13 protein-coding genes are annotated in these 15660 nt (G+C 47.1%); 2 read left to right on the forward strand and 11 right to left on the reverse strand.

Translation table 11 applies throughout. The features are described 5' to 3' along the window. Window positions 1–15: 15 nt before the first annotated feature. The 3 genes from ACLWNV_RS01700 to ACLWNV_RS01710 are packed head-to-tail and all read right to left on the reverse strand — an operon-like array spanning window position 16 to window position 5167. Window positions 16–3228, reverse strand: coding sequence for a DNA polymerase III subunit alpha (locus ACLWNV_RS01700; RefSeq protein WP_413586172.1), 3213 nt, complete (start codon window positions 3226–3228; stop codon window positions 16–18). 12 nt (window positions 3229–3240) lie between these two features. After that, window positions 3241–4563 carry a hypothetical protein gene (locus ACLWNV_RS01705; protein ID WP_413586173.1) on the reverse strand — a complete coding sequence of 441 codons (1323 nt, stop codon included), beginning with the start codon at window positions 4561–4563 and terminating at the stop codon, window positions 3241–3243. After that, window positions 4511–5167, reverse strand: a complete 657-nt coding sequence (locus ACLWNV_RS01710; RefSeq protein ID WP_413586174.1) for a recA protein — start codon at window positions 5165–5167, stop codon at window positions 4511–4513. The genes ACLWNV_RS01705 and ACLWNV_RS01710 overlap by 53 nt, the downstream gene beginning before the upstream one ends. Before the next feature lie 266 nt (window positions 5168–5433). Between ACLWNV_RS01710 and ACLWNV_RS01715 the strand changes: the two genes are divergently transcribed. Beyond that, complete coding sequence (locus ACLWNV_RS01715) at window positions 5434–6570, forward strand: hypothetical protein (protein ID WP_413586175.1); 1137 nt, start codon at window positions 5434–5436, stop codon at window positions 6568–6570. 18 nt (window positions 6571–6588) lie between these two features. On the opposite strand, the gene ACLWNV_RS01720 is transcribed toward ACLWNV_RS01715, so the two are convergent. The 6 genes from ACLWNV_RS01720 to ACLWNV_RS01745 form a co-directional block, all read right to left on the reverse strand. After that, entirely contained in the window at window positions 6589–7092 is a 504-nt protein-coding gene (locus ACLWNV_RS01720) for a methylated-DNA--[protein]-cysteine S-methyltransferase (RefSeq protein ID WP_413586176.1), read from the reverse strand. Window positions 7093–7149: 57 nt separating this feature from the next. Continuing rightward, the gene (locus ACLWNV_RS01725; RefSeq protein ID WP_413586177.1) at window positions 7150–7590 is read right to left on the reverse strand and encodes a hypothetical protein; all 441 of its coding nucleotides are present in this window, start codon (window positions 7588–7590) and stop codon (window positions 7150–7152) included. A gap of 95 nt (window positions 7591–7685) precedes the next feature. Beyond that, window positions 7686–8666: a hypothetical protein gene (locus ACLWNV_RS01730; RefSeq protein ID WP_413586178.1), complete on the reverse strand. Its 981-nt coding sequence runs from the start codon at window positions 8664–8666 to the stop codon at window positions 7686–7688. A gap of 52 nt (window positions 8667–8718) precedes the next feature. After that, window positions 8719–9498, reverse strand: coding sequence for a hypothetical protein (locus ACLWNV_RS01735; protein WP_413586179.1), 780 nt, complete (start codon window positions 9496–9498; stop codon window positions 8719–8721). A gap of 112 nt (window positions 9499–9610) precedes the next feature. Next, the gene (locus ACLWNV_RS01740) at window positions 9611–12448 is read right to left on the reverse strand and encodes a pyruvate dehydrogenase (RefSeq protein ID WP_413586180.1); all 2838 of its coding nucleotides are present in this window, start codon (window positions 12446–12448) and stop codon (window positions 9611–9613) included. A gap of 360 nt (window positions 12449–12808) precedes the next feature. Then, a complete protein-coding gene (locus tag ACLWNV_RS01745; RefSeq protein ID WP_413586181.1) occupies window positions 12809–13393 on the reverse strand; it encodes a hypothetical protein in 585 nt (194 codons plus the stop codon). A gap of 116 nt (window positions 13394–13509) precedes the next feature. On the opposite strand from ACLWNV_RS01745, the gene ACLWNV_RS01750 reads away from it, so the two are divergent. Next, window positions 13510–14316, forward strand: a complete 807-nt coding sequence (locus tag ACLWNV_RS01750; protein ID WP_413586182.1) for a TIGR02147 family protein — start codon at window positions 13510–13512, stop codon at window positions 14314–14316. On the opposite strand, the gene ACLWNV_RS01755 is transcribed toward ACLWNV_RS01750, so the two are convergent. Together ACLWNV_RS01755 and ACLWNV_RS01760 are read right to left on the reverse strand one after the other, a co-directional pair. Continuing rightward, window positions 14313–15284, reverse strand: a complete 972-nt coding sequence (locus ACLWNV_RS01755; RefSeq protein ID WP_413586183.1) for a hypothetical protein — start codon at window positions 15282–15284, stop codon at window positions 14313–14315. The two genes, ACLWNV_RS01750 and ACLWNV_RS01755, sit on opposite strands and share 4 nt — an antisense overlap. Continuing rightward, complete coding sequence (locus ACLWNV_RS01760; RefSeq protein WP_413586184.1) at window positions 15281–15646, reverse strand: hypothetical protein; 366 nt, start codon at window positions 15644–15646, stop codon at window positions 15281–15283. The genes ACLWNV_RS01755 and ACLWNV_RS01760 overlap by 4 nt, the downstream gene beginning before the upstream one ends. Window positions 15647–15660: the final 14 nt, after the last annotated feature.

Raw genomic sequence — 15660 nt, forward strand, 5'->3', positions numbered from 1 at the left:
AAATGTCTAAGATGTCTAGCCCAGTGGCAGAACGTTGATGGCGCGGATATTGGTGATGTTGCCCACCTTTTCCACTTGTCCCTGTATTTCCAGTAAAGAGCGGCCATAAATGACCTCGCGGTCCTTTTGATAGACGTCGGGATGAATGACGATGTTCATAAATCCGAACTCGTCCTCAAGGGTGATAAAGCACATGCCTTTGGCGGTCGGTGGGCGCTGAGTGATGGAGACAAGCCCCGCCACCCGAACTTTGCGCTTATGATTGATTTTTACAAGATCTGCCGAGGTCGCATAGGGTACATAGCGCTGCTCAATCAGCGAATGATTCTTGGCAGTCAGATACGAGCGCAGAACCGATAACGGATGCGAATCCACGGAAAAACCTTTGGTGTCGTACTCGCGGCGCATGCGATCCCAGTTGGATTCAAAAGGCAGGTTCTCACCACCGTCATCCTCGTCATCAAAAGAACCTTGAGTCAGGACTTCTTTTGGTTGCCCCCATAGAAAACTGTTTTGATCCAGGCTTAAAGCTTCGATACTCCAGATAAGCTCCCGCGCACTTTGCTGAAAGCATTCCATGGCTCCAGCTGCAGCAAGCTTCACCAAAACACTGCGGGGCAGTCGTGTGCGCTGAATGAAATCCTTAAGATCTTTGTAAGAACCATTTTGTTTTCTTTCATCCTCGATCGTGCGGGCTAATTCCTCGGGAAAGCCATGCATGGATCTTAAACCCACGCGCAATTTATGAATCGTTGCTCCGGATGGAGTGTAGGCATTCACAGAGCAGGGCTCTTCCAAAGTATAATCATAATCAGAGTGCTGAATGGATAGAGGTAAAACCTCCACTCCGTTTCTTTGGGCTTCTGAAATCAAAGTCCGGGGCGCATAAAATCCCATGGGCTGACTGTTTAACAAGCCACATACGAAAACATCAGGATGATTGCACTTTATGAAGCAACTCGCATAAGTCAGCAGCGCAAAGCTTGCCGCGTGACTTTCGGGGAATCCATAGTTCGCAAACCCCTCGATGGTGGAGTAAATCTGCTCGGCATATTCCTGGGAGATGCCATGATTTTTAAATCCCAACAGGATGCGATCACGAATGGCATTCATCGTGGTTTTCTTACGCCACGCTGAAGACATGATACGACGAAGTTCATCGGCTTCGCCCGGGGAGAAGCCTGCTGCGACAATCACGATCTTCATCACCTGTTCCTGAAAAATAGGAACACCATGGGTGCGCATCAAAATCGGTCGCAAATCAATATGTGCATAAGAAACCGCTTCCAGTCCCTGACGACGGCGCAGGTATGGGTGAACCATGCCTCCTTGTAAGGGGCCGGGTCTGACCAGGGCGACCTCAACCACCAGATCATAAAAATTTCGCGGCATCATGCGCGGTAATGTCTGCATTTGCGCGCGGGATTCAATTTGGAAGACACCGACCGTATCTGCACGGCAGATCATATCGTAAGTGGGTCTGTCGTCAGAAGGCAGCGTTGCGAGATTAAAGCTAAGGCCCTTGTGCTTTTTTAAAAGATCAAAACATTTTCTAAGACAGGTCAGCATTCCCAAACTTAAAACATCGATCTTCATCAGTTTTAAAACGGCGACGTCATCTTTATTCCATTGAATAACATAGCGGTCATTCATGGTGGCTTTTTCCACGGGCACCATTTCAGTGATGGGATCCTGAGTGATCAGAAAGCCCCCGGTGTGAATGCCCAAGTGACGGGGAAAGCCGTGAATTTGCCCGGCCATTTTTAAAAACAGCATCCACATCTCGGGACTTTCCATGCCAAAACGTTTGTGAATGGTGGGATCTTCAACCAGGCGGCGCATTCCATCGCGTCCCATGAATTTCACCATCTCATTGATTTTATCCAAAGAAATACCAAAGACCTTCGCGGTTTCCCGAATCGCCATGCGCGAGCGATAGCGCACCACCGTGCACACCATAGCGGCATGACGTTCGTTGTATTTTTCATAGATATACTGAATGACTTCCTCGCGACGGCTGTGTTCAAAGTCGATATCAATATCAGGTGGTTCGCGCCGCTCGCGGGAAATAAAACGTTCAAACAAGACGTCGATCTCTTTGGGATTCACCGAGGTTAAACCAATGCAGTAACAAACAATCGAATTCGCGGCTGAACCCCGGCCTTGATACAAAATTCCTTTTCTATCAGCGAACTCACAAATTTCACGTAATGTAAGAAAGTAGTCTTCGTACTCCAGCTCTTTGATCATTTCCAATTCATGTTCGATGGTCTTAAGAACCTTGGGGGAGGCTCCTTCCGGGAATCTCCATTTGATTCCTTCTTCAACCAGGAAGCGCAAATATTCTGTCGGCGTCTTACCAAACGGAAGACTGGAGCGCGGATAGCGATAGCGGATTTCATCCAACGTGAAGTTTACACGTGCGGCGATTTCCACAGTTTTTTCCACAAGGTCGACGCGATCGGCCCATCTGGAGCTGATTTCCGGGAGTGATCTGAGTGAACGTTCAGCATTTTGGATCAATTTATCGCGCGCTTCTTCCAAAGTCGTGTGATGAAGAACGCAAGTGACAACATCGAACAAAGGCTTTCTTTCGCGTGAATGCATGAATGGACGTTGTGTAACAAACAATTGAGCGCCACATTTTTGTTCAAGTTCCAAAGCCTGTTTGTAAAATTCCTGGGACTCCCAGGTCAGATCCCGCCACACCGGAATGTACAGACGATCCTTAAAAATCTTTTCTAAACTGTCATAGCGTTTTTCATCAATGGGCGGCAAAGCTAAGCAAAGTAAATCCTGATTGTACTTTTCAATCTGATCCAGGCGCAGGGATGAAAAGCCTTTAGAGGCCTGGCGTTTACCTAAAGTTAAAAGTTCACACAGATGAGTGTAACCATTCTTGTTCATGGGGATCAGGGTGAGTGTACTTTCATCCGTCAAAGTCAGTTCGGAGCCCACAATATAACGAAAGCCTTCTTTCGCCTTGGTGGATGCGGTGAACATGGAAGGCGTGTTGGCGGTCAGAAATCCCCGGGCCACGCCGTAAAGACCATTAAGATCACACATCGCAATACCATCGTAATTGTGATGAATCGCGGTTTCGACCATTTCCTCTGGCGAGGAAGCTCCACGCAGAAATGAAAAATTACTGCGCCCTAAAAGCTCCACGAACCCTTTGGCTGTGCGAACGATCGATTGGGACTGACGAATTTGAACAGATTTAGACATAATAATATCTGACTAATCAAAGTACCCATGAAGGTAGTATTGAGAGCTAACCTTATCCTGAAAAATCCAAATCAACTGTCCCTGTTGAGAAAGAGCAAAAAAATAATCACGGTGTTTTAATTCCTGCGATGAAATCTGCCACCACGAAGACTCGATTCTTTCGCTGGGCATGGAGGAAATAAAACGCAATCTTTGAACCTCGCCGGCATTCAGTGCCTGGGGCTTTTCCAAAAGCAAAGAAGGACGGGGGCTTTCTTTCAAACCCTTGGCGTAAACAGTTTTTACCTGAAGAGCATTGTCCTGTCTTTCAACCAGATCCTCGGATTTAAAGTCCTCCGGCCACTCGGTGACCAACTGAAAACTTTTTTCCGGAAAGTGGCTGGCTTCGACCTGCAAAAAGCCCATTTCGCAATTGGCCTGCTTGGCAAAGCTGATCAGGCGGCGCCAGCGGTCTTCGGAGTTATCCCGGGGTTCGAAAAAATCCAGTTGTTGAACTTTTTCGGGCACATCGTAAACGGCCACTTCGAATTCGCGAATGGGATTACTCAGTTCGGTCTTCTCCATTTTTTTATAAAGAAGATCCTCGAACAATTCCTGATCGCGGCTGGCGCTGATCGGCTCAATCGACAGCAGATAACGTTTATCGGAATACTCGCAGTGCAGGATCACTTCCATTTTGTGCGCATATCGGGAGAGGCCATTCAGGCGCGCAAATAAAGTATCCAGCACAGGCTTAATCCGGTTAAACAGCAACGGCACTGCGCCTAAGGGATCATCCAGGTAGCCATACCCCACAAGAGGGTCGCGAGGCACAAGAGGTGAAATGACCTGAGAGTCCTGAGAATGCAAACGATTCCAAAGTAAAACACCGAAATCCCCCCACCGCTCGCGCAGTGAAACCAGACGGAAATTATAAACTTCTTCAAGCGTGCACACGCCCAACGTGCGTGCGAATGAAATAACATGTTCAATGAGACGTTTTTGTGTCCAGGGGTCCAAGCCCTCCAGATCTTTTAGCGCATCAAGGCCGAGACCTGAAAACTCACGATGTTCAGCACCACGAGGAGCCACAGTGAAAGGCTTCCATTTCGCCAGCATCTGCGCGACAGGAGCGGTATCGGCAATGGCAGCACTCGCATCTGTACTGAATTTACGCGCAATCTCGACGGCTTTTTGTAAAACTCCATGTTCGCCTCCTAAAAGGTGAGAGGTGGATTCGATGTCGATAAAAATAAAATGCGGAAAACGAAACTGAACGCGCGGACTTAAAAGCAGGAAGGCCTCAGCTGAGGAGCTTTCTTGCTGTGTTTTTAAATTGATGCACAAAGTTCGCATAAACCATACTCCCTGCGACAGTAAACGGTGTGGGGCGGTGAAGAGCTCGTTGAATGGTTATAAAATCCCTTTGAAACTGAATGATCAGACTGAACATGGGATTTACGAACTTGCTCACCTTATGACAGACAAAAATCAAAGCGACCTTATGAAAGCGGCAAAGTTTTTTAAGTTTTTGCAGCTGGTGATTTTTGAAAAACATCTCTTTCAATTCACACCCGATCACTTCAAACAAAGAGCTTGTCACCAGCTCCTGTAAAACCCAGAAAAGTTGCTCGGCCTCTTTGGGTTCTTTTACGACCAACAATTTTTTTAAGTTGATCTTGCGACTCATCAGATGGGCAGGCAGCAGTTGCGTCCCACCATTCACCCAAGCCACCCACTGATTATTTTCGTGGGCCTTTTGAGTCAGGCTCACCCATAAAGAGGTGGCGCCGGTTCCGGGGCTTCCCTGAAAGAGGCTTAAGTCCCCTTTGGGAATTCCCTTCCATAAAAGGAAATCATCCAAAGTGCTCACACCCGTGGGCACTCCGGGAGGAGGTTGCAGTTGATCTGCAGAAACAAACTGAATGTCAGACAAAGCGGGAAGGGCGACGGCACTCACAACTAACCTCCATTTACATATTAGTTACTATGTAAATAATGTGTAAGTCAAAGCCCGATTTCCAGAACTGGACCAGGTACGGACACACTTTTGGTAGCAGCAAGGCGTCACAAGTGATGCGTTGCTGCTACCAAAAGTGTGTCCGTACCTTTCGTCACGATTTCAATGACTTGAGTGATGTGCGGTGTTTTGAAAGTTTAGTTTTCAGTTACCTTTGGAATGTGAAAATCATTGATATATGACAACGCAAATAGGATGTTTCGCCCATGAAAATTACTGCGCTCGTTTTGCTGACTCTATTGTTCTGTGGAATTACTCAGGCTGCCTGGGATTTGAATGACGTTTCTTACGTGATGCCATTGCAAAAGCAAATCGACGGTCAGGTAAATACACTTCCTTTAAAAGGTCTGATTCCAGAAACTATTTTCGAGCGCATTTCACCGATCGCAATGGATATGGATCCCCGTAATAACGCCCGTGCAATGAGAGTCGTGGCGATGCGAATTGATCCCTGCTTTCCACTGCCAACTCCGATGGCCTGCCAAAAGCAAATGCGTCTGGTGTGGCAGCCTTTGTTAGAGTGGGAGGAAGACGGTTCTATTGAGGCGATCGATGCCGCACTTCACTCGTTCTATGTTTTAACTGATGCCGAATTTGATGCTCTGTTGATGGAGCTGCAAATCTGGAAAGCAAAAACAGGAGTGGAAACCCGCGGCTTGCCCCTGGGACCACATCCCGCGTGGAATTCCGGTCGCGGAGTTGCAGCCTTAAGAGATTTAAATCGCATCATTCTAAAATACGCCGGGGAAAAAAATCTTTCACGCGTGACTGCCATGTTCCTGCGCGGGGGTGGGGCGATGTGGCTCTTTGGAGCATTTGAATTTAAAAACGGCGAACTGGTGACGATGACTTTACCGCGACTGGGAAAAAACACAGCGCAATCTTTCGTGAACGTGGTGACTTCAGGTGAGGTTTTCTCGGGCGGGGGAATTGCTGGTGCTCGCGCCAATGGCGAAGACACACTGACCAATATCGTGGCCGAGTCTCAACGACTGCGCAAAGGTAACGAGGATTTGATTCGTGCGGAATTAAAATCAGCTTATAGAATTGAAAATCCCAAGGACTTCAATCCCGAAAACATGGACTGCGTAAGCTGCCATGTCGCTCAAACGGCGCGTTGGTGGGTGGATCGCAAACGCACGGACATTGCGACTCAGGATATTGCTGCTCAGTTTGGATATAAGAATTCGGCCTACAACATGGCCAATGTCAGTGAAGAACCGTGGCACACACAACAGCTGCGTGCGCTTGGATATCATAACAAGAAAATCTCGATTGCTCAGCGAGCGATCAATGAATCCGCTGAAGTTGCGGATGCCATCAATCGCTATCTGAATAAATAGCAGCCGGAAAAGAGCGTATTATTTAAGTTCGAATACGCCTTCAGTAACCAAAAGATGCTTCTTAGTGTCTGAACCCCAACGGTAGTTGAAGTTGTTAGAGCTTTTACCGATCACGCGGTGGCAGGGAATCCAATAGCAAATTGGATTTTGGCCAATAGCTGTTCCCACAGCGCGCACTGCCGAAGGTCTTTTGATTTTTTTAGCGATATCAGTGTAAGTCGTCGTTTCGCCGTAAGGAATATTCAAAAGCTCCAACCAAACTTTTACCTGGAACTCAGTGCCCTGAAGTTTGATTTTGTGTTTTGTCTTCCAGAAATTTCCTTTGGTCCATTTTGCAGGAGTGAACTTTCCGACTTTAAAGTTGTAGTGAGTTTCAAAGAATTTAGCCAGATCGCCTTCGACCTGTTTTTTGCCAGCGCCGTAGCCACCCAAAAAGATCAATTCCTTACCTTCAAAAGCTGCCAACCAGTCGCCGCAATCGGAAGGAACGTTATAAATGAAAAATTCCAAATCTGCTGCCATATCACACCTCGTTTTCACGGGCAGACATAGCGCAGATTGGATTAGGAGTCATGGATTTTAGCTGGGATGATGTCCTGGCGGTGTAAGTTCTTCGTTATAAAGAGGATCCACGTAACGAATACCGTGACCGCCGTTGATAACCATCAACTCTGCGACCGTGTACTTTTCCTCTTCGTTCTTGGTGGCAACAGATAAAAGCAAATGACCTTTGCGAAGTTCCTGATCGGCTTCTTCAACCAGATCCCACTCGCCTGTGCCTAAGAACTTTTGCACCCAGCGACCCCAGGCTTCTTTTAGTGTGTGGCGGGAGCCATCAGCATCCACGGCGTCGACACCAAACTGGCCTTCGTAAACATGCAGATCGCCCTCCAGCCAGCCCTCACGAATGATGGCCTCGGCAGCATTGCGGGCTTGTTCTTGTGACGTGAAAAATCCCAGCGTGCGATGAGTGGGATATTTTAAATAATCCGGGTGTGGCAGTCGTTCGATCTGAACCATTCTGAACCTCCTTGTTCAGGTTAGGTACGAACACACTTTCTCCATCAGCGCACTAATGCACTGATGGAGAAAGTGTGTCCGTACCTTTTTAAAATCTATTCAAACATTCCATCCATCGTGATGTTGGCAGCGTTTCTCGCAGTCATTCTTAACTGCTGATAGAAAGTTTTTTGGCACTGGCCTCTTAGCAAGGCATCCATTCCGCCGATCATCGCCGTGTAAACTTCTTCTACTGTCAAAACTTGCGTTGAAGTGATGACGCCAGAGCGTGGAGCAGTTGAGCGAAGCTTGCTCATGAAGTGATCGCGGGAATCACAGGACATCATACCGATCACGTCGGCCTGACGGCTTGGATTGCCAAGCGATTGAAGCATTTTGCTAAAGCCCGGACGGTACTTTTTGTAGTAACCGGCATAGTTTACTTTGTTAGTGCCAGGGACGAATTTTGGTGGCGCGAAATCAGGACCACCGCCGTTACGGGAGTGACCGAAGTAGAATGCGGCATCCGCATCCTGCAAAGCGCGGTTATAGAAGCCTTCCATGAATGCTGTACGCTGCGCTTGAGTGGAAGAGTTCACGTTGTTTTCCAGGTACTCGGTTGCAGACGCAAATTGAATTTCAACCCGCGCACGAACCTGGCGGCCTTGTACGTTGACGTCTTTAACAAAGACGTACGGATTGCTGGATGATTCCTGCTTGAAGCGGCACAGGCGGAAATTGCCCATGCAGCGGCCCGTGATCAACTCACGAAGTGCATAGTAAGCGCCGATATCGATAGAAGGGCTGTAGCCGTAATTTCGGGAACCGCTGCGAACAGGCTTTCCTGTTGTCCAGTCAAGGTAACCCATAGCCACGCGAATATCGATCAGCCCATCGTTCAGGATGCGGCCGTAGCGCTGTTCGCAAACGGCACGCTTGTCAGAGGGAAGATTTGAAAGTTTGTCGTTACCAAGGTTCGCAAGATTCTTTGCGTAGCTTTCACCATAGGCTTCAAATGAGTTTTGATAAACGTATCCACGACGTGCTTCTGCCATCATCGGCAAAAGCATGAGAATCATAATAAAGATTTTCTTCATGTAACTTTCCCCTCGCTATAAAGTCTATGAGGGGACTATCACGAAGCGCCAATTAAATGGATTTAATAATTGGTGTGGCCACGCGCTTCAGGAAAGCTTCAACACTGGGCGCATATTCGGTGCGGCAATCGCGCAGTCCAGTTAGATGCTCTGCTTCAGGCAAATTTAACTTCGTCCAGTTAAGGTTGTGATGGGGCTCAAACACCTCGTCGATGTGCTCAGGTGGAATTAGTTTGTCCTTCCAGCCGCGAATCGACAAAAGCGGAAAATTCTCAGGAAATTTCTGAAGATGAGCATGAATATCTTTGTGAAAATGCAGTGACCAAAAAACGCTGAGCGCCGCAGTAGCCGGTACTTTCAGTCCACTAAATAAAACCGGAAACTTGTAGTTACGCACAAGCTTCCAAACGGACGGAAGAAATCGCGCCGTAGGTCCACTGTCGCAAATCATGGCTACCGTATCTATACAGTGGCGTTTGGCCATGGCTTCGATCGCAGAGGCGGAGGGGTTTGAGAAGCTGTAGATGATTTTGTTTCCGGGAATATCATTTAGCAGCTTTTCAATTTGTGCAGCATACACGTGTTTAACGCCAATAGCACCCTCGGCCGTGATTGGCAGGCGTTTAATCAAGTCCTTGGCGGTTCCATTTAACTGAAACGCGAATGCATCAAAGCCTAAATCATTAACCAGTTTAATATGACGAAGAAGTTCCCGCTTTGAGCCCTCGTAAAAATGCACAAAGAAAATCAGTTCATTGAATTTCTTATTTTTAGATAAGAAAAACTCTCCTTCAAACGGGAATTCTGATTTCGCGATTTCTGTATAATCCATGCGATGGGCTCCAGGTCTGAAATCAGAGTGCCAGTCAGGCAGAGAGTTGTGAAGATAAAAAAAGGGCTCCCTTGTGAGGAGCCCTTTTCAGAGTTTTTGATCTATTCAGTTCTTAGTGTTTGTGAACTGGATTTTTTGAAGGCCAAAGATCTGTCCAGTGAGCTGTGCGACCTTCTGCCTGGTGAGTTGCACCCAAAGCGCTTTCAGAAACGATCACTTTTTCAAGAGCCGTTTCAGCCAGCACTTTACCGCAAGCTTCTACAACCGCTTCAGCGTCGATGTGGTGGTAAGCGTAGATTTCAGAAGGGCGACCGCACTTGGAGTGCTTGATCACGCCCAATGCTTCCTGACGAACACCGATCAAAGAGCCGATGTTATCAAGCATACCGATCTCACCATCCGCTACTGATACGACTGGAACACGTTTACCAGCAACAGTGATCAAATCACCAGTGGATACGTCTTCAGATTTTCTCAAGTAAAGGTTGGAGTTGATGCCCAAACCGTTCTTCAAGTAGTCGTAATCGTTTTCGTGACCCAAAATACCGCATAGAAGATCTTGAGAAGTTACAGCGATCACGTTTGCGTAGATACCGCGAGCAAGCAAAGCTTCAGAAGCTTTGATACCTTCAGTAACCATTGTGCCCAGTGCGAAGATGTTCACAACGTTATCACCTGGCTCGTAACCCGCGTAACCGCGGTAGTCGATCAGGTAGTAAGCGCCTTGCAACACTTCTTCACGAAGAGTTTGCAGGATAGAAGCGTCATCCATAGCTGCCACTTCTTCTTCATTGATGCCACCAGCAACCGGGAACTCAGCGCGAGACAATTGACCTTCAAGGCCTTGTTTGAAGCGAGCTTGAGTTTTCAAGTATTTCAAAAGATCTTTTTGTTCCACACCACGAGTTACCAGACGAAGCAATGTACCTGTGCGGCCTGCATTGTCGTTCATAACGTGACGTTTGATTGTGTCGCACATGATCCAGTCAAGTTCGATACAAGAGAACGGTTCCCAAGTGATTTGGTTCGGGATCTGGATGTCTGACTTCCAACCGTGCTGGGCACCTTCTGGAGAAAGAGAAACACCTGATGGAGTACCAACGCAAATGAACGAAGACTTCCAGTAAAGGTTGTAGAAGTACTGGTCAAGAGCACGCTTAATGAAGAAGTCGTACACAGTCATCAATGGGATGATAGGTACGCCTACGATGTCGCGCATTTTACCAAATGCACCCACGCACGACATAACGTTACCTTCAGCGATTTCGAAACGAAGGAAGCGATCTGATTCTTCTTCGCCAGGAACCAAGTCCGGAAGTTTGTGGTCTTTAACGCCCAGGTCGGTTTCGTGGTCGACAACAACGGGAGCTCCAAAGATTTTACCGTCCATCGCAGGATTCAGGTTCGTTGAAGTACCAACGTCTGGAGCCATAGAGATGAACAACTCGCCCGGAAGTTTGAATGGTTTTTCATTATCCGTCAGAGGTTTTTGCTTATCAGACAATTTTGATTCATCAAGCGGAGTGTTCGCGATACGAGTCAACTTTGCAGTCAACTGACCCAGCATCCACTGTGTATGCGGGTAACTTGTCATCTTGGTGTTGATATCCAAAGCCTGAGGGATTTCGCCGAACTCAGTTAGCTTCTTCAAGAAGTACTCTTGGTTTTTGGCTTTCAAAGCGTATTGCGCTTTCATCTCGCCAAAGATTTTTTCAGAGCGAGCCGCCAGGAATTTACCAGCAGCAGAGTTTGCATCAAGGCGTTGGTACAAAGTATCGCCAGTGATACCTTGGCCCGCTTTAAGTGCGTTCACTTCGTCTTCTTGTGGAAGAGAGCTGTGATTGCCTGGTTGAGCTGCCGCTTTCAAGCCCCAGCCTTTAAGTGTATGCGCGATGATGATTGTTGGGCGACGCTTGGAAAGTTTGGATTGCTCCATTGCTTCTGCAAGGGCGATCATATCGTGACCACCGAAGTCGCGGATAGCATCGAACAACTCTTCGTCTGAAACGCTGTCCAGGAATTTCTTCATGTCAGGGTGTTCTTTAGCGATACCTTTTTTCAAAGCTTTCATGTCTTGAACAAGAAGCAATGATTGAAGTTCGTAGTCTTCCAATTTGTTCTCTAGGAAGTTTTTGAAAGTGTCGCCGTCTTTTTTAGCGAACAATGCTTTACGTTTAGAACCGTGACGTACCTGGATAACTTCCCAGCCGTTCGCAGCCATTGTGCGCTCAACACGGTCAGCATCTGTACCATTCATGATTTCTTTGTTCGTGATACGGTGACCATCAAGGGATTGACGGTTGTAATCCAGGATCCAAGTCAAAGAACCGATTTCGCGTTCAGCAAAGTCAGGAACAGCTTCATACATGGAACCTTCACGGAATTCAGAGTCACCGCAAACAGCCCAGAAGTGTGCGTCTGGAACTTCATAACCGTGTTCGCGAGCGTAACGGTACGCCAGTGCCATGTAACCCGCTTCAACAGGTGGAATACCCACTGTACCGGATGGGAAGAAGTTGTGGTGATCTGGATCGTAAGCAGAGTGGTAAGATTGGAATACGAATTCAGAACCATCAGTGAACTTACGAAGACCATTCATTGCCTGGTCCGCTTGTTCCTGAGTCAGTTTCGTCATGTCACCTTTTAGCAAAAGATCCAAAAGGTAGTTGTAAGAGTGATCCACTGGAGACGCATGCGGTTTGTTCGCGATGTGGTCGAAACCAGTTTTAGCCATCAAGTGCAAAGCACCCATGATGTGAAGGGAGCTTGCGCAAGCTGCCGGGTGACCGCCGATTTTTGGATCGCCTTTTTCTTTGTCAGAGCGATGATTGGCTTGCCAGATCATCTGAGTAGAAAGGTAAAGTGCACGGCGTGCGATTACGTCCAAAACTTCAGGGGATGCGCCCTTGATAGTTTCTGACTTCGCATTCTTATTTTTAGAGTCAGCCACGATGGTTCTCCTTGAGTAATAACTCGGTCAATTTAACGGAGCGAAACTAGCATTCTCGAGGGAGAGAGACAAGGTTTAAGGCCTTGAAAAAGCGACCTTTTTCCCTCTGATAACCAGGGGCGCCGCACGGGTCAGTGACGCAGTGAGGAATCGCTCCGTTAGCCAAAAGTTTACACCCTGGAATCGGGTGGATCACGCTTGGTTCTCAGAACGGTTCTACATTGGTCCAAATGCGAGGCTTTCATTCGTGTTTTCTGGATGTTAGGAGAGGGTAGTTTAGGTCCCTTAGTGTAACGGGACCTATTTTTTTGGGGAGTTGCGGTTTTTTGGTCACAGGCAGGGGGCGTTAGATAAGGTTTTCTAGAAGGTGCCGTTTAAGCTGATTTCGAATCCAGACTCGACGATATCAACACTGTACGAGCCGGAAGTGCGTGATTGATTCATCTCGGTATAACCCAGATCAATCCCAAAGTTTTTATTCAGTTGAATACCAAAGCCACCTTGAAATCCAATTCCAGGATCGTATTCATTGCTATTGCTAACAGTCGGTTTGGAAATATTCACTCCACCTTTGATGTTGATGAAGTTTGTAAAGGCATAAGCAAAGTTGCCATCAACTCGAACTATTCCCGCGGAATTTCCTTCGCTTTGCATATCCAGGTAAGTCACATTTGTTGTCCAACCCAGAGCCTGAACTGGAAGACTTGCATAACCCAAAGACAATCCCCAAGCGTCATCAAGATCATCACTAAAGTGGAATGATTGATTCGCAGAGGAGGCTTTGGAAGAAACTCTTAGTGTTGGTTTCACAATTCCCACACGAATACCTTTGCTGGAAAAGCTTTCGTCTTTTGCCGCTTTGGTGGTTTGAGCATTCTGCGCAAGCGCCGTTGTAGTTAAAAATAGGGACGTCATCAGGACTAGGGATTTTGTAAGCAGTTTCATAAAACATTCTCCGTTTCAATTAGTTATGCTTACTTGTACAGCGCCGCAGTTTTACTCTAAAGATTTGTTTGGCAAATAGTTGATGAAAGTTTTAACCAAACGGTTAATATTAATTCATGTCAGTTTCAATCTATCACTATAGTGATTACAAAGAGTTCTATAACGCCTGGGTAGCTAATCAGCCGCGTGAGGGATTTGGGGAGTATCGACGTTTAGCGCAAGCCCTGAACGTTTCGACAACGATGGTGAGTCAGGTGTTCAAAGGTGACAAGCATCTAAGCCTGGAGCTCGCATCAGAGATGTGCGACTACCTTCGCCTGATCGAGGATGAAACTGAATTCTTTCTTTTACTGGTCGACTACAATCGCGCGGGAAGCTTCAAGCTGCAAAAACATTTTCTAAGACAGATTAAATCCCGTCAGGAAAAATCGAAAAAGCTCGAGACGCGCGTAAAAGCGAATGAACTCAGTGGTGAGGCGAAGAATACTTTTTATTCCAATTGGGTGTACTCAGGCGTGCAGATGCTGGTTGATACCGGTAAATTCAATGATGCCGAAACGTTGTCCCAACATTTAAATCTGCCACGAAATCACGTACAAAAAGTTTTGGATTTTCTTTTGGATAACAACTTGCTGGTTGAAAACAAAGGCAAGTTGAAATTGGGAATGGCGCGAACGCATGTGGGAAGCTCTTCCTCGCTGGTGACTCGACATCATATGAATTGGCGTATTCAAAGTATGACCAAGCTTCAACAAAATCGCGACGAGGATTTTTTCTATACGGGGCCGATGGTTTTATCGCACGAAGTAGCGAACTGGATCCGACAGGAACTGCCAAGTTTCGTTGAGTCCATGAATGCGAAGTTAATCCCTTCGCCTTCAGAAACTGTGCGCTGTCTGAATATTGATTTCTTTGAATATTAGTACGAGCGGAAGTCGTTCACTTTGATCCAGGCGTCCAGCTCGGCGCCGGAGATCTCGCCTTTGCGCTCCCAAAGATGCACGCCCAGCTCGCGGATTCCATCATAGTCATGATTTGTTAGTTCCAAATCCGGATTTTGCCCAGGCACTACTGCAAACGCATCTTTTCTTCCGAAAATGTATGTTCTCGCGCATTGCTCTCGAGCTTCCTGGTAAGCTTTTGCTTTCTTGGTATCCAGCTTCATGATGGCGATTGAAGAATAACAGTTGTCGATTTCGCTTTTCAGCTTCATCAAACGAACACCCATCAGAATTTCATGCAAAATCAGCCGTCCTTTGGATTCGGCAGACTCAAAGCCATTATAAAACTTGGTGTTGATCCAGATCGCACGAAGATTCTGCAATGCAAACTGCTGAACCGACTCGTCGGCGAACTTTAAACCAATTTGCGAAGCTTTTAGAGCCTTCAACTCAACTGGTACCATGTACCACGTTCTTTCACCTGCGATGTGAAGCATATCAGAAGCAAATCGTGGATGTGTTTCCGCAAGCTTCGTGATGATTGGCAGGACGAACTGAACGAAGTTCGACTCTTTTTGAATATTGACGGCGTAGTCTTCAATGTTGCGACCCTGAACACCGTTGTCGCCACCGCTTGCAGTTCCGCCATTGGAGCGACCGTCAGGTTTGGCATGGGGAAGTCCACGTCCGGATCCATTTTTCGAAGGACCTGTTGGTTGGCCCTTTGATGGGTTGGTAGGATCAATCCCGCCCTCATCAGATGAATTGTTGGCGCTGGTCTCGCTGTCTTGAGTGTCGTTGGCAGCTGGATTATTTTCCGGAGGGGCCGGTGGCGGTTGCTCCTGTTTTTGTGTATTGCCGGCCGGAACAGTCTCGCGAATAATTACGGTTTTATCCTGGCAAGCCGCTAAGAAAAGCATGAACATGATTAGAGACAATTTGATTTTCACAAATTACCTCCGCGCGAGATGTTCACTTCCAAAGTGGAAAGATTGATCGACGTTTCCTGCAATTTTCCGTGAGTGCGACTAAATAAGACAAGCTGATTTTCATCGATATCGATGTATCCGGAATCGCCCTTAAGTCTTGTAACTTGAGAACCGATTGTGATGGTGATTTCAGGATGGGAAAGAGAATGAAGCATTTTAATCTGACTGCCTTGGGTTTTTTCAGCAGTGACCACAGCGCAAGAAGTTTTTGAAGCGCAAGTCACAAGTTTGAAGCCGCTGATTGATGATTCAACGCCCGCCGCAGAGGCAAGAGCCCCTGCGAGTACCAATCCTAAATTTAGAAATAGGCTGAGCGTTTTCATTCTTCGTTGTTCCT

The sequence above is a fragment of the Bdellovibrio sp. HCB274 genome, assembly GCF_047306075.1.
Taxonomy (GTDB): domain Bacteria; phylum Bdellovibrionota; class Bdellovibrionia; order Bdellovibrionales; family Bdellovibrionaceae; genus Bdellovibrio.